The 21198-nt window shown below is 45.2% G+C and carries 23 protein-coding genes; 18 read left to right on the top strand and 5 right to left on the bottom strand.

Features of this window, described 5'->3' with window-relative positions:
- Positions 1-21: 21 nt before the first annotated feature.
- The 6 genes from MSG38_RS23310 (at position 22) to MSG38_RS23285 (ending at position 5995) form a co-directional block, all read left to right on the top strand.
- Entirely contained in the window at positions 22-1242 is a 1221-nt protein-coding gene (locus MSG38_RS23310; RefSeq protein ID WP_248402735.1) for an EAL and HDOD domain-containing protein, read from the top strand.
- Positions 1243-1340: 98 nt separating this feature from the next.
- Positions 1341-1682, top strand: a complete 342-nt coding sequence (locus MSG38_RS23305; protein ID WP_248402734.1) for a metalloregulator ArsR/SmtB family transcription factor — start codon at positions 1341-1343, stop codon at positions 1680-1682.
- Positions 1683-1855: 173 nt separating this feature from the next.
- Positions 1856-2857, top strand: coding sequence for an ArsJ-associated glyceraldehyde-3-phosphate dehydrogenase (locus MSG38_RS23300; RefSeq protein WP_017061027.1), 1002 nt, complete (start codon positions 1856-1858; stop codon positions 2855-2857).
- A gap of 21 nt (positions 2858-2878) precedes the next feature.
- Positions 2879-3370, top strand: coding sequence for a cyclin-dependent kinase inhibitor 3 family protein (locus MSG38_RS23295; protein WP_048615023.1), 492 nt, complete (start codon positions 2879-2881; stop codon positions 3368-3370).
- Between the two features lie 221 nt (positions 3371-3591).
- Positions 3592-4812, top strand: coding sequence for an organoarsenical effux MFS transporter ArsJ (arsJ, locus tag MSG38_RS23290; protein WP_048610756.1), 1221 nt, complete (start codon positions 3592-3594; stop codon positions 4810-4812).
- Between the two features lie 169 nt (positions 4813-4981).
- On the top strand, positions 4982-5995 hold the full coding sequence (locus MSG38_RS23285; protein WP_136981723.1) for an acyltransferase: 1014 nt from the start codon (positions 4982-4984) through the stop codon (positions 5993-5995).
- Between the two features lie 60 nt (positions 5996-6055).
- Here MSG38_RS23285 and MSG38_RS23280 read toward each other — a convergent pair whose 3' ends face one another.
- Positions 6056-6385 carry a DUF2500 domain-containing protein gene (locus MSG38_RS23280; RefSeq protein ID WP_017061032.1) on the bottom strand — a complete coding sequence of 110 codons (330 nt, stop codon included), beginning with the start codon at positions 6383-6385 and terminating at the stop codon, positions 6056-6058.
- A 244-nt stretch (positions 6386-6629) separates the two neighbouring features.
- Between MSG38_RS23280 and MSG38_RS23275 the strand changes: the two genes are divergently transcribed.
- The 4 genes from MSG38_RS23275 to MSG38_RS23260 all read left to right on the top strand — a co-directional run bounded on the left by MSG38_RS23275 (position 6630) and on the right by MSG38_RS23260 (position 9708).
- Positions 6630-7004 (top strand): hypothetical protein, encoded by a 375-nt coding sequence (locus MSG38_RS23275; protein WP_004736595.1) that lies wholly within the window; start codon positions 6630-6632, stop codon positions 7002-7004.
- A gap of 927 nt (positions 7005-7931) precedes the next feature.
- Entirely contained in the window at positions 7932-8552 is a 621-nt protein-coding gene (locus MSG38_RS23270; protein ID WP_050645414.1) for a lysoplasmalogenase, read from the top strand.
- Between the two features lie 90 nt (positions 8553-8642).
- Positions 8643-8879: a YecH family metal-binding protein gene (locus MSG38_RS23265; protein ID WP_017061034.1), complete on the top strand. Its 237-nt coding sequence runs from the start codon at positions 8643-8645 to the stop codon at positions 8877-8879.
- Between the two features lie 244 nt (positions 8880-9123).
- Complete coding sequence (locus tag MSG38_RS23260) at positions 9124-9708, top strand: YhgN family NAAT transporter (protein WP_009848232.1); 585 nt, start codon at positions 9124-9126, stop codon at positions 9706-9708.
- Between the two features lie 117 nt (positions 9709-9825).
- On the opposite strand, the gene MSG38_RS23255 is transcribed toward MSG38_RS23260, so the two are convergent.
- A complete protein-coding gene (locus MSG38_RS23255) occupies positions 9826-10092 on the bottom strand; it encodes a DUF1145 domain-containing protein (protein ID WP_016784000.1) in 267 nt (88 codons plus the stop codon).
- Positions 10093-10102: 10 nt separating this feature from the next.
- The gene (rsmD, locus tag MSG38_RS23250) at positions 10103-10705 is read right to left on the bottom strand and encodes a 16S rRNA (guanine(966)-N(2))-methyltransferase RsmD (protein WP_017061036.1); all 603 of its coding nucleotides are present in this window, start codon (positions 10703-10705) and stop codon (positions 10103-10105) included.
- Between the two features lie 230 nt (positions 10706-10935).
- On the opposite strand from rsmD, the gene ftsY reads away from it, so the two are divergent.
- The 6 genes from ftsY to glpG all read left to right on the top strand — a co-directional run bounded on the left by ftsY (position 10936) and on the right by glpG (position 16588).
- Positions 10936-12180, top strand: coding sequence for a signal recognition particle-docking protein FtsY (ftsY, locus tag MSG38_RS23245; RefSeq protein ID WP_248402733.1), 1245 nt, complete (start codon positions 10936-10938; stop codon positions 12178-12180).
- Between the two features lie 78 nt (positions 12181-12258).
- Positions 12259-12936, top strand: a complete 678-nt coding sequence (gene ftsE, locus MSG38_RS23240) for a cell division ATP-binding protein FtsE (RefSeq protein ID WP_248402732.1) — start codon at positions 12259-12261, stop codon at positions 12934-12936.
- On the top strand, positions 12923-13891 hold the full coding sequence (gene ftsX, locus MSG38_RS23235; RefSeq protein WP_248402731.1) for a permease-like cell division protein FtsX: 969 nt from the start codon (positions 12923-12925) through the stop codon (positions 13889-13891). Before ftsE ends, ftsX begins: the two co-directional genes overlap by 14 nt.
- A 177-nt stretch (positions 13892-14068) precedes the next feature.
- Entirely contained in the window at positions 14069-14926 is an 858-nt protein-coding gene (gene rpoH, locus MSG38_RS23230) for an RNA polymerase sigma factor RpoH (RefSeq protein ID WP_248402730.1), read from the top strand.
- 440 nt (positions 14927-15366) lie between these two features.
- Positions 15367-15687 (top strand): thiosulfate sulfurtransferase GlpE, encoded by a 321-nt coding sequence (gene glpE, locus MSG38_RS23225; protein ID WP_050649837.1) that lies wholly within the window; start codon positions 15367-15369, stop codon positions 15685-15687.
- A 58-nt stretch (positions 15688-15745) separates the two neighbouring features.
- Entirely contained in the window at positions 15746-16588 is an 843-nt protein-coding gene (gene glpG, locus MSG38_RS23220; RefSeq protein ID WP_050649836.1) for a rhomboid family intramembrane serine protease GlpG, read from the top strand.
- A gap of 86 nt (positions 16589-16674) precedes the next feature.
- Here the strand turns inward: glpG and MSG38_RS23215 are convergent, their stop codons facing one another.
- Positions 16675-17082 (bottom strand): flagellar basal body-associated protein FliL, encoded by a 408-nt coding sequence (locus MSG38_RS23215; RefSeq protein WP_048610748.1) that lies wholly within the window; start codon positions 17080-17082, stop codon positions 16675-16677.
- Positions 17083-17244: 162 nt separating this feature from the next.
- On the opposite strand from MSG38_RS23215, the gene MSG38_RS23210 reads away from it, so the two are divergent.
- On the top strand, positions 17245-17787 hold the full coding sequence (locus MSG38_RS23210; RefSeq protein WP_170930220.1) for a chorismate lyase: 543 nt from the start codon (positions 17245-17247) through the stop codon (positions 17785-17787).
- Positions 17788-18642 carry a 4-hydroxybenzoate octaprenyltransferase gene (gene ubiA, locus MSG38_RS23205; RefSeq protein ID WP_048610746.1) on the top strand — a complete coding sequence of 285 codons (855 nt, stop codon included), beginning with the start codon at positions 17788-17790 and terminating at the stop codon, positions 18640-18642.
- Between the two features lie 104 nt (positions 18643-18746).
- Here the strand turns inward: ubiA and plsB are convergent, their stop codons facing one another.
- Positions 18747-21170 carry a glycerol-3-phosphate 1-O-acyltransferase PlsB gene (gene plsB, locus MSG38_RS23200; protein ID WP_050649834.1) on the bottom strand — a complete coding sequence of 808 codons (2424 nt, stop codon included), beginning with the start codon at positions 21168-21170 and terminating at the stop codon, positions 18747-18749.
- Positions 21171-21198: the final 28 nt, after the last annotated feature.

Genomic DNA, 21198 nt, shown 5'->3' with positions numbered 1-21198 from the left:
ACCAATTAGAGTTATCAAGAAATGACCGCTACCTACGTTGCTCGACAACCTATCTTAAACCGTAAGAAGAACACGCTTGGTTATGAGCTGCTGTTTCGTGACGGAGAAAGGAATGCCTATCCAGCGCATATAGAGTCTAATCGAGCAACGTATCGTCTGATCGTTGAGAATTTCTTATCGGTTGGGCTTAACCCGTCGATCCCATCTTCACGTTGCTTTATTAACTTCCCGTACCAAAGCTTGATTCGTCGGTTGCCTTTGAGCTTGCCGAAAGACAAGGTGGTGGTTGAGATCCTTGAAACCTGCCAACCGACCGACGAATTATTAGAAGCCGTTAAAGAGCTTTATCAAGCGGGGTACATGATTGCCCTAGATGATTTTACTTCGACGCCAGAATGGGAACGTTTCCTCAAATACACGCATATTGTTAAGCTCGATATCATGCAGATGGGCTTGGATGAGGCGTGTGATTTGGTCAAAGCTCATCAAGGGAAAAAGTTTAGTTTTCTTGCTGAAAGAGTCGAAACCGAACAAGAATTCCAGCAAGCCAAAGACGCGGGCTTTAAGTTCTTCCAAGGCTATTTCTTTAGTAAGCCGGAAATCATCAAGACCAAGTACATCAGCCCTGAGCAAGTGATTGCCATGGAGCTGTTCCAAGAAGTGTGTAAGCCCGATGTCGACTTTCAGCGTGTCGAGAGTATCGTCGCGAAAGATGTCGCCTTGTCTTATAAGCTACTGCGCTTTGTGAACACCATGTCGCCTCGTCTAGAGGTGACCATCTCTTCATTCCGTCAGGCCTTGGTGTATCTAGGGCAAGAAAAACTGAAAATGTTTGTCTCGCTGGCGGTGGCGTCTTACGTCTCGGATAAAAAACCGAAAGAGTTGTACGGTTTGTCTTTGCAGCGCGCACAGTTTTGTCAGCGTATGTCTCGTTATCAGGCATTTGAAGGACATTCCGAGCAAGCCTTTATGATTGGTCTGTTCTCGTTGCTGGATGCATTGCTCGATCTATCGTTAGAGAATTTAGTAGAGCAACTGCCTTTGTGTAAAAGTATCAAGGTGGCTTTGCTTCGTAGAGAAGGGCCATATGGTACCTTGCTTGCGCTTGAAGAGAGCTTTGAGCATGCTGATTGGCAACAGATTGATGAGCACTGTGCTGATTTAGGATTAAGCGTGGATCAGGTCAAAACGGAGCTTACTGAAGCTCGCCGTTGGAGCCATACCGTGACCAACCAGCTCTGATATTTCTTCATTAAACTTTTATGACAATTGAAACGCACGCCTTGACGTGCGTTTTTTTATATCTAAGATATATGCATATCCATATATGAGTATGTTTTATGCTTCCTCACCAATTTTTTAAATTACTGTCCGATGAAACGCGAGTGCGTTGCTTAATGTTGATAGTTCGCAATGAGTGCTTATCGGTTGGTGAGTTGACTCAGGCATTGCAAGAAAGTCAGCCAAAGGTTTCACGCCATCTTGCGCAGCTGCGTTCAAACGGTATTTTGACTGATGTTCGCCAGGGGCAGTGGGTGTTTTACCGCCTGTCACAAGATTTACCAGGTTGGATGCTAAAGTTAATTGACGACCTTATTGCATCGAACTGTTTGAAAACTGAATACCAGCAAGATATTGAGCACTTAGAGTCGATGAACTCACGCCCAGTATGTTGCGTTTAAATACATTAAAACTTAATGCCGAAATAGTTGGAGTTGCAGCTAGGCGACAAGTGAACTTATCCCTATGAGCATAGTGGCTCTATGTAATTAGGGCGGCCGGCGCTCCGGTAAGTGAACGTAGTCAACAACGCTGCGGCTTCAAATATGAAGGCAATTAACTGAGAGAACAGAAAATGACAGTCAAAGTAGGTATTAATGGTTTTGGTCGTATCGGCCGTCTAGCACTTCGCGCAGCATTCGATTGGGATGAGCTAGAATTTGTTCAAATTAACGATGTTGCTGGCGACACAACAACACTGGCCCACCTTCTAGAATTTGATTCAGTTCAAGGTCGCTTTCACCACGAAGTAACTGCAGAAGGCGATGAGATGATCATTAATGGCCAGCGCATCAAGACCACACAAGAGCGCGACATCGATGCGATCGACTGGTCTGGTTGTGATGTGGTTATCGAAGCGACAGGTGTTCACCGTAAGACCTCTTTCCTAAACAAATACCTAGAGCAGGGCGTGAAACGTGTTGTGGTATCGGCGCCAGTGAAAGAAGAAGGCATCGCAAACATCGTTGTTGGTGTGAATGACAATATCTTCGACCCTGCGGTACACAAAATCGTAACGGCAGCGTCTTGTACAACGAACTGTATCGCGCCAGTGGTTAAGGTGATCAACGAGAAGCTTGGTATCGAGAACGCAGCCTTCACCACTATTCACGATTTAACTAACACGCAAACTATTCTTGATGCGCCGCACAAAGACTTACGCCGCGCACGTGCATGTGGCATGAGTCTTATCCCAACAACGACGGGCAGCGCCAAAGCGATTGTTGAGATCTTCCCTGAGCTAGAAAACCGCATCAACGGCCACGCAGTTCGTGTACCGCTAGCGAACGCTTCTCTGACAGACATCATCTTCGAAGTGAAGCAAGACACCACGGCAGAAGAAGTTAACGCGATGCTGAAAGAAGCGTCTCAGAATGAACTAAAAGGCATTCTTGGCTTTGAAGAGCGTCCACTGGTTTCTATCGATTACAAAGGCGACCAACGCTCAACAATCGTGGATGCACTATCAACGATGTTGGTCGGTAAGCGCATGGTTAAGATCTACGCTTGGTACGACAACGAGATGGGTTACGCAACACGTACCGCTGAGCTTGTTCGTACCGTTGGCCTTGCTTAATAAGAATCTGGAGAAGATATAATGACACATCCAACATGGCAACTAGACCTAGAGCAAGGTGCGCTAATCCTGACTCCATGCCCAGGTACAAAAGAAGCAACGCTTGATGCATCACTGGCTCAGCTAAAAGAGCAAGGCGTTGAAGCTATCGTGACAGCACTTGATGACCATGAGCTTGCAAGCAAAGACGTGGCGGCACTTGGTGAAAAAACACGTGCGCTAGGCATGCAATGGTTCCAAATCGAAATTGAAGACGACTGTGCACCGGGTGCTGATTTTGCTGCGAAGTGGCAAGCGGCTAGCCCTGAGCTACATAACATCGTTGATAACGGCGGCAAGGTTGCGATGCATTGTATGGGTGGCTCTGGTCGCACTGGTTTGTTCGCGGCTCACCTACTGTTAGAAAAAGGCTGGGATTTGAGCAAGGTTGTTCAAGAAGTGCAGGCACTGCGTCCCGGCGCATTTACTAAGCCTATTCAGGTTGAGTATATCAACGGCGTAGCTTCTGCGTAGCTCTTCATACTTGAACCTGCAGCGTTGTTAACTGCGCAAGTTCACCGGAACGCCGGCCGCCCTAATCACATAGAACACCTATGCTCATAGGGCTGAACTTGCTTGTTGCCTAGCTGCAACTCCAATTATTTTGAGTATAAGTTAAGTGGAAAGTAAGAATTAGAGCTTTTGGACACCTATGATCTAAAAGCTCTTTTTGTTTAGATTGCAGAGATAGCGTTATGTTTTCAAATCTAAGTAAGAGCGTTCGCCAATACATGTTGGTGACTTTTAACTACTGGAACTTCACCATTACTGATGGTGCACTTCGCATGCTGGTGGTTCTGTATTTTTACGACCTTGGTTACAGTTCGTTAGAAATCGCCTCACTGTTCCTTTTCTATGAATTCTTTGGTGTGGTGACTAACCTAATCGGTGGCTGGTTAGGGGCACGTCTTGGCCTCAATAAGACCATGAATATCGGGTTAGGCATGCAAGTTGTCGCCTTGGGTATGCTCGCGGTGCCAACGGCAATGCTGACCATTCCTTGGGTAATGGCGGCGCAAGCCTTGTCTGGTATCGCTAAAGACCTCAATAAGATGAGTGCCAAGAGTTCTATTAAGACTCTGGTTCCTGATGAACAACAGGGCGCGCTTTATAAGTGGATTGCGATTCTGACCGGATCTAAGAATGCGCTTAAAGGAGCAGGCTTCTTTATTGGTGGTTTGCTGCTTTCAACGATTGGCTTCCAATACGCAGTGCTTGCGATGGCAGCCGTGTTGGCATTGGTCTTCGTTGGCAGTGTGTTGAGCTTAGAAGCGGACATGGGTAAAGCGAAAACTAAACCTAAGTTCAAACAGATCTTCTCTAAGTCTGAATCCATCAACATCCTATCTGCAGCACGTATGTTCCTGTTTGGTGCTCGTGATGTTTGGTTTGTGATTGCTTTGCCGATTTACCTAGGCAGTGTGTTTGGTTGGGATCACTCATGGGTTGGCGGTTTTTTAGCGGCTTGGACTATCGCTTATGGCTTTGTACAGGGCATAGCGCCGAAGATTACTGGTAAAGCTCAAGGCAAGGTGCCAGATGGGCATGCCGCGCTGTTATGGGCTGGTGCGCTGGCTATAGTGACCGCTGCTATCGCTTATGCGGTACAGATTGGCTGGCAACCAGAGCTCGTTATCGTGGGTGGTTTGATGGTATTTGGTGCCATCTTTGCGGTGAACTCATCACTTCACTCATATTTGATAGTGAGTTATGCGAAAGGCGATGGCGTTTCTCTTGATGTCGGTTTCTACTACATGGCAAACGCGATGGGCCGTTTGATTGGCACGATATTGTCGGGCTTGGTATTCCAAATGGCAGGTTTGTCTGCGTGTCTGTGGGTTTCCTTCGCATTCTTGGCGATAACGACGGTGATCTCTCTGCGTTTACCGAAAGTGCCGCAAATTTCAGCGGCATAAGCTTCAGCCACATGAGCCTCATTTGTGAGAGCTCAAGTCGCAGAAGCTAGCGTCGTATGAGCTAAATTCGCGATAAGCATCTCCTTTAACACTAAGCTGACTTGGTATTTATTCCGGTCAGCTTTTTTATTGCTATAGTAGAATGATTGAATATTAATCAGGCATTTACATGAAGCAGCGAATTCTCTTTTTTGATTTAGCACGATGTGTCGCGGCCGTAGCGGTTATCGCGATTCATGTTTTGGCGCCTTATCGCAATGAATTGGGCACTATTCCTTTCGGTGAATGGCTTACTGCCATTACGGTAAACGGCTTCAGCCGCTGGGCAGTACCTGTGTTCATCTTGATTACTGGTGCACTGATGCTCAGTGATCAGCGCCCGTTTGACGCCAAATACTACCTCAAGCGTCGTCTGGGCAAGGTACTGATACCTTTCATTGTCTGGTCGCTTTTCTATACCTATCTGTCGGGTTGGTCGGCAATGGGCTTTGATGCCAACGTCAGTTGGGACGTGTTGCTTAATAGCTACCATCATTACACCTATTACCACCTTGGTTTCTTCTATTACTTCATTCCGCTCTACTTTGTTATTCCGTTCTTGCAGATCATGGTCAGAAAGTACGGTGATAGATCGGTCTATGCCTTTACGGCGGTATGGTTGTTCACAACATTGCTGTTCTTACTAAAAATCGATGGCCCTTGGAGTCACGAATTGTGGTTGTACACCGGTTACTTACCATTGGGTTACTTGCTGTACAAGATTGTGCCACTTAACAAGATGACAGTTGGCGTGAGTGTGTTACTGGGTGGGCTCGCGTTGCTAACCACGGTTTACATGGTGGTTGATGCAAGCTTGGTAGCAGAAGAGTACACGGTAGGGCGTTGGTTATCTTACAAGACGTTGAATACCGTATTAGCCGCGAGCATGGTGTTCATGGTATGCCGTTACTATGGTGAAGGCTTGTCTGAGAAGAGTAACCAAGTGGTTGGCTTTATTAGTAAGCACAGCTTGGGTATTTATTTGCTGCACCCGATTTTCTTGTGGCCGATGAAAGAGTTTGGTTGGTACCAAGGACATCCGGCATGGGTTATTCCATTATGGATTGTGATCAGCGGAGCTGGCGCGTTATGGATGAGCTGGTTGGTGTCTAAGTCAGAGAAAACGCGTTGGTTATTGCCTTAGCGGTGACTGCTAAGGCTTTCTGATGGATTGCTTAGGGGAGACAGTTGAAGCGGCTGACGTTTAGCGCTTCAACGCAAAGTGTAAGAACTTATCGCCTTGGTAGGTTAAGGTTCCTTTGTCGCCAGGGTTCAGGGCGTGGAAATAGTGGATGCCGACTTGGAATTCTCGCTTCGGACCTACCACACCACGTTGAACGTAAATCCAGTACTCTTGATCTTCTTGGCCAGGTTCTGCGTCAGGAAGGTCGATGGATTGTTTGTCTAACACCGTGACATTCACTTTCTTCTCTGGCGCATTTTCACCTTGCGAGTGTTTTCGATAGAAACCAATAAATACCCAAGCCGCTAGAGCAGCGAGAGCAAAGATGGCAAAAAAGAGTGAATTAGGCATATAACCTCCATGTAGTCGTGATGGTTATTCTAGTCTTTCAGGCAATAGGGATATGTGTTTAAAGCCGTTATTCGTGAACTGTTGTGAGCCAAGCTGATTATTTTTCGGCAGACATCACATTTAATGGTCAGTTTGTGATAAAGCATTGTTATTTATTGTCTCTTTCTCTCGTAAATAACAGTGATTTTGTATAAGAATAGGGAAATGCTCGACTAGAATTATAGTGTGGAGTGGGAGGGCCAAGATGACCGATATTGAAAAAGTGGTGACAAGAACTCGCAATATAGAGAAATTATTGAGGCTTCAATATCATGCCGAAGGCGAAGGATTGCATGAGCTTGTAACAAGCTGTGAAGAGAGGCTACCGCACGATATGGTGAGCAAGCTGCGCTATATCGCAACGTGTCGTAACAAGGTAGTCAATGAACATGAGGCTAAGTTGGAAGACCAACATAAGTTCATCATGATGTGTAACGACTGTGAGAAGGAGCTGACTCCACGTAGTGGTCGTTTTATCTGGCGAGTTGCGATCTTACTGATGATGGCAATGACTTTAGCTGCCGCAGGTTTCTATTATGCGAACTGGGATGTGCTAACACTGCATCTGTTTTCGAAGTGAAAAAATTGAACAAAAAAAGGGACGCTCATGGCGTCCCTTTTTTTATCTGTAACTTGCTTAGTACATCATCGGTAGTGTCATTAGACCTACAACTACCGCGATCATTACAAGTCCTTGTCTTTGCGAAGATGAAATCATAACACTACTCCTAAATTTGGTTGTCTCTCGCTATGTTTTAAAGAATAGCACTACTTATGGCTTTAGATCAAGAATTACTTTCGAAAGCTTTAAAAGTAGTAGAAAACTATGAGTTTTTGGCTTGTTTGGCAGTGTTTAACTGTGTTTTATGGTGTGTTCTTATTTTGTTCGTTGTGATTTATGTTTGTTCTAATTTGATTTAACTTGTTGTTTTGTAATGGTTGTTTTGTGTAATTTATATTGTTAAAGGTTGTTAAACTGTATTAATAGGGGCTGGTGGTGGCTAGGTTTGTTTTGGTTGGTTTTTTAAGTTTTCGGCTTAGTTTTTGTGGCGATTTTCACCGGAGGCTTGAAATAACCTGACAAAACTGGGCGTTAAAAAAGAAAACTGGCTACTTTATAAGTCTAGGCTTGGTTGGCGTTTTTATTTCCCTGTTAATCTTGAGTTTGTTTATTTAAGTTGTTGTTATTATTTGCTTTAAATGTGGTCATTTTAATTTTTTAAGTGTGGCATTTGACGGGATTAGGCCAGTTTTGGTGGGGTCGATAGGTTAGAATTGGCCAAAATTCAAGTATGGCGACTCTAATGCCAATTTGAATGGGTTTTATGATGATTCGTTCTAGTTTTAAACGAATGGCCATTGTCATGGTGGTAATTGTTACGACTTCAATCTAAAGAGACTCTTTTTAGTGGAAGCGTAATCAAGATCCAATTTTGAGGGGCTGAGGCTTTACATCAACACTCGTGTGCCTAGACTGGCGACGATTTAAAGCAATAGGACAAATGGTATGTGGAGTTGGTTGGCGGTTTCCTTGTCTGGTATCGGAGCAATAGCAGGAACGAAACATGGACATATCGGTCAGGCCTTATCGTATAAGGTTTTTACCTATGTATTATTAGCGACCATTGCTTTAACTCAATCTGTCGTTGCTGATTTTACCTATTGGGTCGTTGCTGGGTTGGCGGTCTCTGCGATCGCAGATGTCCTGCATACTGTTACTCAAAAACGTCCTCTGCATTTTGTTTGCTTCTTGTTAGCTCAGCTCTGTTACAGCAAAGCATTTTGGTTACAGCTATCAGGAGAAATGGTCTGGTGGTTGTTCGCGCTGCTGTTGGCGGCTTGTGTCGTTGCTTTCTTCTTGCTTCTGCCTCGTTTAGACAAACTCGTCTTTCCTGTGGTTATCATGGGTATCGTGCTTATTCAGCTTGCATGGGCTTCTGGTGAGCTCTGGTTGCTTGATCCTCAACTGTCGCATGCGGTGGGTTTTGCGGGTTGTGTCGTGTTGCTGCTTTCAGCATTGGCGTACGCGCTAAATTTTTATCGTAGCCCAATTAAGGGTGCCTACTTTTGGGTGACGGGCAGCTACTTTCTGGCGCACGCTCTCATTGTTGCTTCCCTTACAATTTAGGGTAGAGCTCGCTTAACTCTGAGCTACATCAAGGCAGCTCAGATGAAAGAAGGTACTCTACGTCTACTTCATTAAACATGAGATAGAGTTATGACTACCGAAATTCATGCACACAACGTTTTAAACCTACTGAGTGAAAAGCCACTGACTCGTGAAGAGTTGACGCAAGAACTCGCTCAAACTTATGGCGCAGAAGCGCGTTTTCATACGTGTAAGCTGAACGGTCTGGATTTAGATGGATTGCTGAAGTTTTTCCTGAAGATGGAAAAGGTCGTGGTTATTGATGACAAGCTTTGCACTAATCGCGAACGTGTGTGTAACCACTGATTCCCAGTGACTTGGTTTTTAGAGCCTTTTGGCTTTTATAGATAAGAAGAGTGGATGCGACGTTTCGGCTTCACTCTTTAAATTCTCTTTTCTCTTTTCTCTTTTCTCTTTTCTCTTTTCTCTTTTCTCTTTGCTCTCGCAAAATTCCCTTCTAATTACATAAGTTAATCCTTTTATTACTGCGTTCGAAAATCAATGTTGAGGCTGCTATACTCCGCGCACTTACGCTTTTCGAGACAAACTTATGGAAATTTTATCTGCAGCAACCATGCTGTTTCTTATTATGGACCCGCTTGGCAATCTACCAATCGTGCTCTCTATCCTTAAGCATATTGATCCGAAGCGTCGCCGTATTGTTCTTGTTCGTGAACTGATGTTTGCGCTGATTATCCTGCTGCTGTTCTTGTTTGCTGGTCAAAGCATCATGAACTTCCTGCACGTGCAGCCTGAAACCTTGAGTATCTCTGGCGGTATTATTCTGTTTATTATCGCGATTAAGATGATTTTCCCAAGTGCGGGTAGTATTACTGGCCTCGCGGCGGGTGAAGAACCGTTTATTGTGCCGATGGCGATCCCAATGATTGCTGGCCCTTCAGTGATTGCGGCATTGATTCTGTTGTCGACACAGCACCCTGACAATATGTTAGAGCTTTCAGGCGCAGTGATGCTGGCTTGGGGTGCTACCTTCTTTATTCTGATGTTTAATGGCTTCTTCCTGCGAGTGCTGGGAGAGAGAGGTCTTAAAGCCATCGAACGCTTGATGGGCTTGTTGTTGGTTATGCTGTCGACGCAAATGTTCCTCGATGGTGTGAAAGGCTACATGGGCTAACATCAATATCATTGCTGAATAAAAAAACGCCGCTCAAATGAGCGGCGTTTTTGTCTCTACTGTTTCTGTCATGATGTTTTCTGTAGCTAAGCGTTTTATATCTGGGCTTAAGCTCGATTACATCATGTGTTTGCGTCGGATATCGAGTAAGGCGAAGACACCGAAAATCAATATTGACCACTTCTCCCAACGTGACATCTCGATCTTGTCGCCGAAAGCACCGATGAAAATCAGCATCTGCAGGCCGTGCATGAAGAACAAGAATGCTGTCATGATATAAAGCGCAATCGCAGCATTACCCGGGAACGGGTAGAAAATATTTACGATCAAGATAAACCAAACAAAGGCGATGGCTGCTTTTGCTAGTGGAAGCAAGAACTTCATTCAATAACTCCTATTCTTCAGTAATTCGATTGAACAGTCGGTAGCTTGACTGTCCGGTGGTCTTATCGCGATGCAATTCCCAGTTCTCTGGCATAGCTTCGAGTTTCAGTTCTTTCTCTGTCTCGACGTAAATGATGGCATTGTCTGCAAGCCAACCGTTACTCTCAAGCAGTTGTACTGTTTCTGCCAGTAAGCCTTTGCGAAATGGTGGATCAAGGAAAACCATATCGTAAGGAGTGCCTGGTTTCTTAAGGAAAGAGATAGCATCAGTATTCACGACATTGATGTTGTCTGCCTTGAGCTCTTTCGCGTTATCAGAAAGCTGTTTAGCCGCCTTTTGATTCATTTCGAGCAGTGTCACCATTTTTGCTTGGCGAGAAGCTGCTTCAAAACCTAGACCGCCAGAGCCGGCAAATACATCCAAGCAAGTTGAATGTGGGATATCTTGAGCCACCCAGTTAAAGAGTGTTTCTTTTACTCGGTCAATGGTTGGGCGTAATCCTTCTAAATCATGAACAGGCAGCTTTCTACCTCTCCATGAGCCACTAATAATTCGAACAAAGCCTCCGGATGGCTTTTTTTGTGATGTGTTTTGCTGGCGACGTCTTACCATAGATTTTTTGACCGCTAATAAAGTGATACTATACCGAGCCCAATTTAAGTGGGTTCGTGTATTAAATAAATTTGCAATGACAAAGTGTATCAAGCTAAAAGCAAACTTATCACTGCTTTGTCATTTTTCTTTACTATTCGTTTGTACAAGCTTGTATTGTATAACAATAGCAAAGAGTCGACGTGTATTAAGTCAATACAGCTAATTAGTAGATCTAGGAAACTCCTCTGATGACGGAAAAAAAGAAGCGCGGATTATTATCGTGGCTTGGTTTTGGTGAAGAAGAACAAAGCCCAAAAACTCAGAATGAAGCGAACGTAGAAAGCGTTGAAGATCAAACTGAAGTTGAATCACAAGTTGAGGCTGAACAGGTCGCGCCTGAAGCTGAACAATCTAAGCCAACTGAACCTGAGCAAGCGCTTGAAGAAGCTCAACAAGAGCAGCAACCTGTCGCAGCAGAAGCAGAAGCAGAAGCAGAAGCAAAAGCAGAAGCAGAACAGGAAGAAGTGGCGGCTCCTCAAGCTAAGGTTGAAGAAGTACAAGAGAAGCCGACAGAAAGCTTCTTTGCTCGCCTTAAGCGCAGCCTAAGCCGCACTAAAGCAAACATCGGTGCGGGTTTCTTTGGTCTGTTCAAAGGCAAGCAAATCGATGAAGACCTGTTTGAAGAGCTAGAAGAGCAACTTCTGATTGCTGACGTGGGCATGAATACCACGGTTAAGATCATTGAAAACCTGACAGAAAAAGCATCTCGCAATGACCTAAAAGACGGTGAAGCGCTTTATGGTCTGCTCAAAGAAGAGATGGCAGACATCTTAAGCCAAGTGGAACAGCCACTGGTTGTTGATACCACTAAAACACCTTACGTTATCTTAATGGTGGGTGTGAACGGTGTAGGTAAGACAACTACGATCGGTAAGCTGGCGAAACAATTCCAAAATGAAGGCAAGAAAGTGATGCTAGCGGCGGGTGATACCTTCCGTGCAGCAGCCGTTGAACAGCTTCAGGTTTGGGGTCAGCGTAACGATGTGCCGGTTATCGCTCAGCACACGGGTGCGGACAGTGCGTCTGTTATCTACGATGCGATTGAAGCAGCGAAAGCGCGTGGCGTTGATGTTGTGATTGCCGATACGGCAGGTCGCTTGCAGAACAAGAGCAACTTGATGGAAGAGCTGCGTAAGATTGTTCGTGTAATGAAGAAGATTGATGACTCTGCACCACACGAAATCATGCTAACGCTCGATGCAGGTACGGGTCAGAATGCTATCAGTCAAGCGAAGCTGTTCAGTGAAGTGGCTCCAGTAACGGGTATTACACTGACTAAGTTAGACGGTACGGCGAAAGGTGGTGTAATTTTCTCAATTGCTGACCAGTTCCAGATTCCAATCCGCTACATTGGTGTGGGTGAAGGTATCGATGACCTGCGTCCATTTGAATCTAAAGACTTCATTGAAGCACTATTTAGCCGCGAAGAGTAACGCGAGTAGCAAAGTGGTTTATCCTTAATCTGCTACCGTTTTTAAATTTGATATTAGTGATCGTAAGAGGAATTTTCGGTGATCAAATTTCAGCAAGTGAGTAAAGCCTACCGAGGTGGAAGACAAGCGCTCCAAAAAGTGGACTTTCACCTGAAACGTGGAGAGATGGCTTTTTTGGGTGGGCACTCTGGGGCTGGTAAAAGTACCTTGCTGAAGTTGATCTGCGCGATAGAGCGTCCAACCGATGGACGTGTCTGGTTCAACGATCACGATATCACTCGTATCCCAGCCAAAGACATTCCTTTCTTACGCCGTAATATTGGGATTGTTTTTCAAGACCATCGCCTGCTGATGGACCGTTCGATTTTCGAGAACGTCGCTCTGCCCATGCGTATTGAATCTATTTCTGAAAACGAAATAAAACGCCGAGTAAGTGCTGCGTTGGATAAAACCGGTTTATTAGATAAAGCCCGTTGTTTGCCAAGCCAACTTTCGGGTGGTGAACAACAACGCGTGGGTATTGCTCGCGCCGTGGTTAACCGCCCAACTCTGCTTTTAGCCGATGAGCCTACTGGTAACCTAGACCCTGAATTATCTAACCGTGTGTTGCGATTATTTGAAGAATTCAACCGCGCAGGTGTGACGATCATCCTAGCGACGCACGATATCGGGTTAGTGAACACTCGCCCTCAGTACCGCCATCTTGAATTAAACCAAGGATTTTTGAGTGAGGTTGAAGACTATGGCCGCGAATAAGCGCATCAAGAAACCTCAATCTAATCGAGCAGCAAACCGCGCTTCAAGCGACGGCTTCTTTGTTGTTCACTGGAAACAAGCCAAGTCATCGTTCTCGCAAATGTGGCAGCGTCCGTTAGGCAACTTGCTGACCCTTGCGGTGATCTCTATGGCGTTGGCGATGCCTGCTTGTTTGTACCTATTGGGTAAAAATGTCGGTGTAGTAGCGCAAGATGTCACTAGCCCGTCACAAATAAGTGCTTATGTAGAGGATGGTATTCCTGAGCCACGAGTAATGGTGCTTAAGGATGAAATCGAAAGTTGGGATCAAGTTGAGCTGGTGGAGTACATTTCTCCGCAGCAAGGGCTTGCAGACCTCAGCCAGTATTCTGGTTTTGAAGACGCCCTAACCATCCTCGACGATTACTCACTGCCAGGTGTGCTGGTGATTACGCCAAGCGTACACAGCGATACCCTAATCAAAGAACTGGCAGGCACAGTTAAACAACAAGAATTAGTCACCGATGTTCGCCTAGACGAAGATTGGTTAGCGCGATTAGATGCGATCAAAGCATTAGCAGCGGTCATCGTGATTACCTTAACGGTATTGATGTTGGGCGCGGTATTTCTGATTATCGGCAATACACTACGATTTAATGTGTTGGCGCATAAAGAAGAGATTCAAACCATGAAGCTGATTGGTGCGACCGACAGCTACATTCTTCGACCATACCTTTATGCTGGGATGTGGTTTGGCGTTTTAGGTTCGATTAGCGCTTGGGTAATGACGGCATTGATTACCGTATTACTGAACAGCGCAGTGGATGACTTGGCTCAGTTATACGACAGTCACTTCCGTTTAATTGGCCTGAGTTGGGATGAATCTTTACTGCTTTTGATCGTCGGAACCCTGCTTGGTAGTGTGGCTGCGAAGCTTTCTGCACAGCGTCACCTAAAAGAAATTGAACCAGTTTAGGTGAATAGAGTCATATTTAGACGAAAAATAGGCACTTCTTAACCAGTTTTTGCCTTGTATAGACGAATTGATTATGCATAATTACTTCCCCCTCCTTGAAACCTGTTCATTTTAGGTTCAAGATTGTCGGGTTTTAATAGATGTATTACTCCAGATCAGAGATTGATGAGGAACCGAATGGCAAACCAAGCGTATCAAATGGCTTTAGTCACACAAGATAGTTTAGATAGCTATATCCGCTCAGCGAACAGCTACCCAATGCTGACACCTGAAGAGGAACGTGGACTTGCAGAGCGATTACATTACAAAGGTGAGATCGACGCTGCGAAAGGCTTGATCCTTTCCCACCTACGATTCGTGGTGCACGTTGCAAGAGGCTACTCTGGCTACGGGCTGCCAATGGCTGATCTCGTCCAAGAAGGTAACATCGGCTTGATGAAGGCTGTTAAGCGCTTCAATCCAGAAGTTGGTGTTCGTCTTGTCTCGTTTGCTGTTCACTGGATCAAAGCTGAAATCCATGAATACGTTCTACGTAACTGGCGTATCGTTAAAATTGCGACCACTAAGGCACAGCGTAAACTGTTCTTTAACCTTCGTAAGTCTAAAAAGCGTTTGGGTTGGTTCAATAACGGTGAAGTTGAGACGGTTGCTCGTGAACTGGGTGTTGAGCCTTCAGAAGTTCGTGAGATGGAATCTCGCTTAGCAGCACAAGATGCGACGTTTGAAGCGCCTATGGACGATGACGATAGCGGTTCTGCTTACACTGCTCCAGTTTACTACCTAGAAGACAAAGCGTCAGACGTTGCTGAGACGGTTGAAGCGGCTAACTGGGAGTCACACACCAATAATCGCCTAGGGCTAGCACTAGCAAGCTTAGACGAGCGTAGCCAACACATTGTTCGCTCACGTTGGTTAGATGACAACAAGGCAACACTGCAAGATTTGGCGGATACTTACAGTATCTCTGCTGAGCGTGTTCGCCAGTTAGAAAAGAATGCGATGAAGAAATTGAAACAAGCCGTTGGTGATTTCTAATAGCATCTAGTTTCTATTAGCTTCTACTTTCTAGTAGAGCTAACAAATAACTGAATTTTGAAAAGGCCGAGATCGAGAGATCTCGGCCTTTTTGTTTTGGATCGATTTCTCAACTTTTGCGATCGAAATTTGCAAAATGATTTTGTGGATAACTCTGTGAGAAGTTTATTCGTCAGCTGTCTAAAAGCAGGGTGTAGTAAGGCTTTGACGGGGTTTTTCGAGTGGGGATATGTTTCAGTTAACCCACAGTTAGATCAGGATCATTACTACATGTTGTGGATCTATTTTTGAAAAGGCACTTTATTCACGTAATTCACAGATTTATCCACAAATGGTGTAAAAGTGATCGCTGGTGGATAACCTTATTAAGTGGATGTGAATGTTAGCCTTGGGATAGGTTACAATGGCAGCAAAGTAAATCAGTATAAAAAGAGAAAGTCATGGACCAGTTTAAACATATCGATGTTAAAGACGCTCAAGCCCTCATCGAACAAGGCGAAGCTCGACTTGTCGATATACGTGACCCGCAGTCTTTTGCGGTTGCCCACCCAAAAACAGCCTACCACCTGACTAATGATACGATGGTGTCGTTCATGGATGAGGTGGAGTTCGAACAACCTATCTTAGTGATGTGCTACCACGGCATCAGTAGCCAAGGTGCGGCACAATATTTAGTGAACCAAGGCTTTGAAGAGGTATATAGTGTTGATGGTGGTTTCGAAGCTTGGCATCGTGCTGAACTTCCAGTGATCGCAGGTTAATTACTTTCGTCACCTGAACCGCTTCAAGCATCCCTCATAGAATGAATAGGAAGTAACAATGATTAGATTGATGGTGTTAGACAATCCACGTCTTGCTCAAGCATTTATTGATTATATGGCCTCTCGTCAGATCCCTATTCAGATGTCTCCAGAGGGAGAAGGGCGTTTTGCTCTTTGGCTTCTTGATGGCCAATTTCAGGTTGAAACCGAAGCTGAGCTGAATCGTTTTCTGGCTGAACCCAATCATAAGCGCTATCAAGCGGCGTCTTGGGATATGGCAGAGACCAGAAAGAGCAACTTCCATTACCACACGCCAAGCTTCATGGGCATGATCAAAGCCAAAGCAGGCCCTGTGACACTAAGCCTGATGTTGGTGTGTGTAGTGATTTTTGCGCTGCAACAGATCGGTTTTGGCCAAGCTATTTTCAATGCCCTACATTTCCCAGCGGTGGATGGACAGCAATGGCAGCTGTGGCGTTGGTTGAGTCATGCCGTTCTGCATTTCTCTGTTATGCACATCGCATTTAATATTTTGTGGTGGTGGCAGCTAGGCGGAGACATTGAGAAGAAACTAGGCAGCTTCAAGCTACTTCAGATCTTTGCTGTCTCTTCTGCGCTTTCAGGCGCTGGGCAGTATTGGGTTGAAGGGGCGAACTTCGGTGGTTTGTCCGGTGTTGTATATGCCTTGGTTGGTTACTTATGGGTGGTCGGTGCGAAGGCGCCACAACTTGGTTTAGGCATCCCAAGACAGATTGTCGGCTTTATGTTGGTGTGGTTGGTGCTTGGGTATATGCAGCCATTTATGGCTATCGCCAATACGGCGCATTTAGCTGGCCTAGCCGCTGGTGTGATTATTGGCTTTATCGATGCGATGAAAGCACCAAGCTCGGCAAGAGACTAACTCATCTCTTCTAATGAGTAGCCAAACGATAGAGACAAAAAAGCGGCCAGATGAGCCGCTTTTTTATTGGGATTCGTTTTACATCATTACTGATAAAGGTATTTGGTAAACAGTAAGTCAGCAATCAGGGTTTTACCTGTCTCTGGAAGCAAAATCTTGTTGAGGTGTTCAACTAAGGATTTTCTTAAGTCTTCACGGCCAGATAGAGATTTAATTGTTTCTTCGTTTTGTTTGCCAAGCAATTCAATCACCGCATCGCGAATCAGTGGTTGGTGATGCTCAATAGCGGCCAAGTCGTTACTATTTGCCACCATGATGTCGAGGCGAACCTGAATGTAGCCCAGTTTTTTACCTTTAGTGTAAAAATTGGTGGTCAGGTCTGGCTCTAGCGTGAAGTAGGCGAGTTTAGCTGCCGACTCCTCTTCAGCGAAACTTGATGCTGAAAAGAGTAGGGTAATCGCAAGAAATATTTGGGCTACATAACGTTTGTGCATATTTGTGACTTTTCTTTAGTTTATTCGCGATATTCGAAACGCATTAGTCTTGTTACAATGAGCGGTCTAAATCTAAATACGTTTACAATTCGAAGAACGCTTTAATTTTGTTCGAAAGTTGAAGCTTTATTGTACGTGTAAAGTCACCTATTGAATACTAGTATGAATCAGCCAATATCGCTGTATCTTAATTCGTTAATGAATGTAGATTGGCAAAGTACAGAAACATTTGATTTTCCTAATGAAACCACCAAAGAGTGGCTGATGGAGCAAGGTTCTCTTTCCCGCAAGTTGGGGAAGTGCTGTCAGCACCTGTCTGTTGAGTTGCTTCATAATCAAGTTGTAGAACGCTCAATGCTGCAACAGGACGAGGAACATCTTTTATCATCGTTTGATTGCTTACTGCGTAAAGTGATTTTAAAGGGTGATGATGACCCGTGGGTGTTAGGTCGAACCTTGATTCCCCGAGTCACGCTAGAAGATCATCAGCACTCTGACCTTTCTCAACAAGGTAATGTCCCGCTTGGATTGACCGTTTTCAGTGCTGAGAACGTGGAGCGAGATGCGCTGCAAGTCGGTTGGGTTATTGCAGGCGATGAGCGATTACTCGCGCGTCGTTCTCGATTATGGATGAACCATAAACCGATGCTTGTGGCAGAACTGTTTTTACCAACATCACCCATTTACTCTAAGGAGAGTGTGTAAATGCTTGCCACCAAAGCGAAGGCGTATTGGCAATTAACGCGAATGAATCGCCCGATTGGTACCCTGTTACTCCTTTGGCCGACCTTGTGGTCACTGATTATCGCCGCACAAGGTATGCCTGATTTTGATGTCTTGGTTGTTTTCGTACTCGGCGTGGTGTTGATGCGTTCAGCTGGCTGTGTGATCAATGACTTTGCTGACCGTAAGGTAGATGGTCATGTGAAACGTACCAAGCAGCGTCCATTACCCTCAGGTTTGGTTTCCAGTAAGGAAGCGATTCTGCTCTTTTTAGTGCTAGCCGTAGTTTCATTCTTGCTGGTACTCACCATGAACCCACTGACCATTAAGCTCTCATTTATTGGTGTGGGTCTGGCGTTCATCTACCCTTTCATGAAGCGTTTTACGCATCTTCCACAGTTGTTTCTTGGCTTAGCGTTTAGCTGGGCGATACCAATGGCTTGGGCGGCACAAACCAATGAACTGCCAAGCATTGTTTGGTTTATCTTCGTGATTAATGCGTTGTGGACGATTGCTTACGACACGCAATATGCGATGGTTGACCGAGATGATGACTTGAAGATTGGTATTAAATCGACGGCTATTTTATTTGGTCGCTTCGATAAACTGATTGTTGGCTCTTTGCAACTCGTCACCCTAGCGATGCTGATTGCGTTAGGCATGCATTACCAACTAGGAGATACCTTCTATTGGGCACTGTTGGTAGCGGGAAGCTTATTTGTGTATCAACAACATCTGATGCGCCACCGTGATCGAGACCTTTGTTTCCAAGCCTTTCTAAACAACAACTATGTTGGAATGGCAGTGACAGCGGGCTTGTTCATTACCTTCTGGTAAGCATCTGCTTTTCGAGTTAACGAACGCTAAAGAAAAAGGCACCCATTGGGTGCCTTTTTTGATCGCGTTTTGGTCTCGCTATTCAAGAGATTCCAAGCTGATGATTACTCCGCTTGGTGGATACTCTCTTGAATCGTCAAACGTACTTCTGGGTAAAGCATTGAGTAGAGAAGCTTAGCGAATTGCTGAGTCTTTTCTAAATCACAGTTACCATCGTTATCCAGATATTGCTGTTGTTTCAGAGTGGCGAACATCGACGCAAACACGCCTTTATCGAAGAACTCTGGTGCATTGATGCCTTGCAGACGACCAAGTCGCTGTGCAATGTCTTGGCTCTTCTGCTCAAGATCGGATTTATCCAGATCAGGGTTTTCTGCTAACAGGTTCAAAGCAATAGAGTAGCGTTGTAGCGTCTCTGAAATCGTACGACCTAACAGCATCAGTGCTTGGCTGTTTGATTGGTTAATGGTGACTTCGTTATCAGAAACCACAAGCATACCTTGGTTAGCCAGCTCTTCAATGATGTTAGAAACCACGTCTTCAAGCTTGTCTTCGTCGTAGCTAAGGAACAGCTCTTTCTTCAAGAACGGGTAGATAGCAGCAACGTTCTCTTGGATCGCGTCAATCGATAAACCGCGTTGACGAATGGTCATCTGTGCAATTAACGATGGCAGAGCAAATAAGTGAATGATGTTGTTTCGGTAGTAGGTCATCAGAATTGACTGGTGACGGTCTAGCGAAATGATGTCGCCCATTGAGTCTGATTCAATCAAGAACTTGTTCAGTGATTCAGCATGTTTGACCAAATCTTCAGCGCTGTCTTTTGGCACAGTGAACGTTGCCGAATATGGAACGTTCTTAAGCAGAGACAGGTAGCAATTGATCTGAGAAACCAAAGAGTCACGAGACAATGCGCGCTGTCTTGAAGCCAATAGTGCCGTTGCACAAAGGGTCAGAGCATTGGTCGCTGCCGCATCGTTAATGTGCGTCATCATTTTGGTCGCCAAGTCATTAACCACCGGGTTCATCCATTGTGGTTTGCTGGTGCCCATTGGGTCGATGTCTTTGGTCCACTCCGGTGAGTGTTCATTCAGGTATTGGTTCAGTTGAATCGGCTCACCGAAGTTCACGTAGCCTTTACCAAAGTTACGCAGCTTACGAATGGTACGAATCACTAAGCTCGCGTTTTCTTTCTCTTTACGCTTACCACGAAGTTCTTTCGCGTAAGTCGCTACTTCCATCACGTGCTCGTAGCCGATGTACACAGGAACCAAAGTCACCGGGCGGTTCATGCCGCGCAGCATTGCTTGGATTGTCATCGCTAGCATGCCTGTTTTCGCCTGCAATAAACGACCTGTACGAGAACGACCACCTTCACTGAAGTACTCTACTGAGTAACCTTTAGCGAACAATTCCGCTAGGTATTCACGGAAAATCGTCGAGTACAGCTTGTTGCCTTTGAAGCTACGACGAATAAAGAACGCACCACCATGACGGAAAATAGGACCGGCAGGGAAGAAGTTCAGGTTGATACCTGCAGCGATGTGTGGAGGCACCATGCCTTCGTGGTAAAGCACATAAGAAAGCAGTAAGTAGTCCATGTGGCTACGGTGACAAGGCACATAAACAATCTCGTGACCATCTTGAGCCAGCTTACGAACTGTTGAAGCGTTGCTGATATGCAGGCCTTGGTACAACTTATTCCACAACCAACCAAGAATCTTCTCACCGCGTTTGATTAGCGAATAAGAGAAGTTCGCAGCAATCTCGTCCATGATGTCTTGAGCTTCTTTGCTCGCTTTCTCGATCGAGATGTTCTTTGCTTGCGCTTCGTCTTCAATCGCTTTTTTGATCGCTTCTGATTTTAGTAGGCGATCAAACAGAGCTTGGCGGCTTGGCAGGTTAGGGCCTGATGCAGCAAGCTTTTGGCGAGAGAAGTGAATACGTGCCACGCGCGCCAATTTGTGCGCGATGGTGCTGTCGGTGCCATGTGAATTAGCCATGTAGCGTAGAGAAACCACTGGGCTGAAACGAACCAGACAGTCACGACCTGCGAGCAATACAGCTTTTGATTTCTCTAAGCCGTTCATTGCCTGTAGGTAAGGCTTCTGGTTATTCTCTTTACCAGGTTTGCGTCCCCACAGCACTGTAGCAGGGATAACTTGAACATCGAGTTCAGAGTCGTCAGCGTGCAGTGAAAGCAATTCAGAGAACACTTCAATTGAAGAGCTTGGTACATAATCATCATCTTGCAGCAGAGTTTTACGAGAAGAGATGAAAACGTAGCGTTGCAGTGATTTACCGTTGATTTCAAGCTTGCTCAACGGATCAGGTAGGCCTAATTCAAGTGCATGTTTTTGCAATGTAAGAATGTCTACACTTGAGCGAAACGGTAAGGCGTATACAATCGGTTTGCTCAAATCAATGTTCAAATCCTCAACAGGGTTTGAAGGAATTGATGTGCCCTTTACCAATAGGGATAAAGGTAGCTTCATTAATGAACGTGAAAAAGATTGTCCAGAAGACATATAGGTTCACTGCCTCAATAGTTATTTC

Origin of the sequence: Vibrio sp. 1CM24A (genome assembly GCF_023161725.1) — a bacterium.
GTDB classification, from domain to species: Bacteria; Pseudomonadota; Gammaproteobacteria; order Enterobacterales; family Vibrionaceae; genus Vibrio; species Vibrio coralliirubri.
This window is presented reverse-complemented; position numbering and strand designations above follow the sequence as displayed.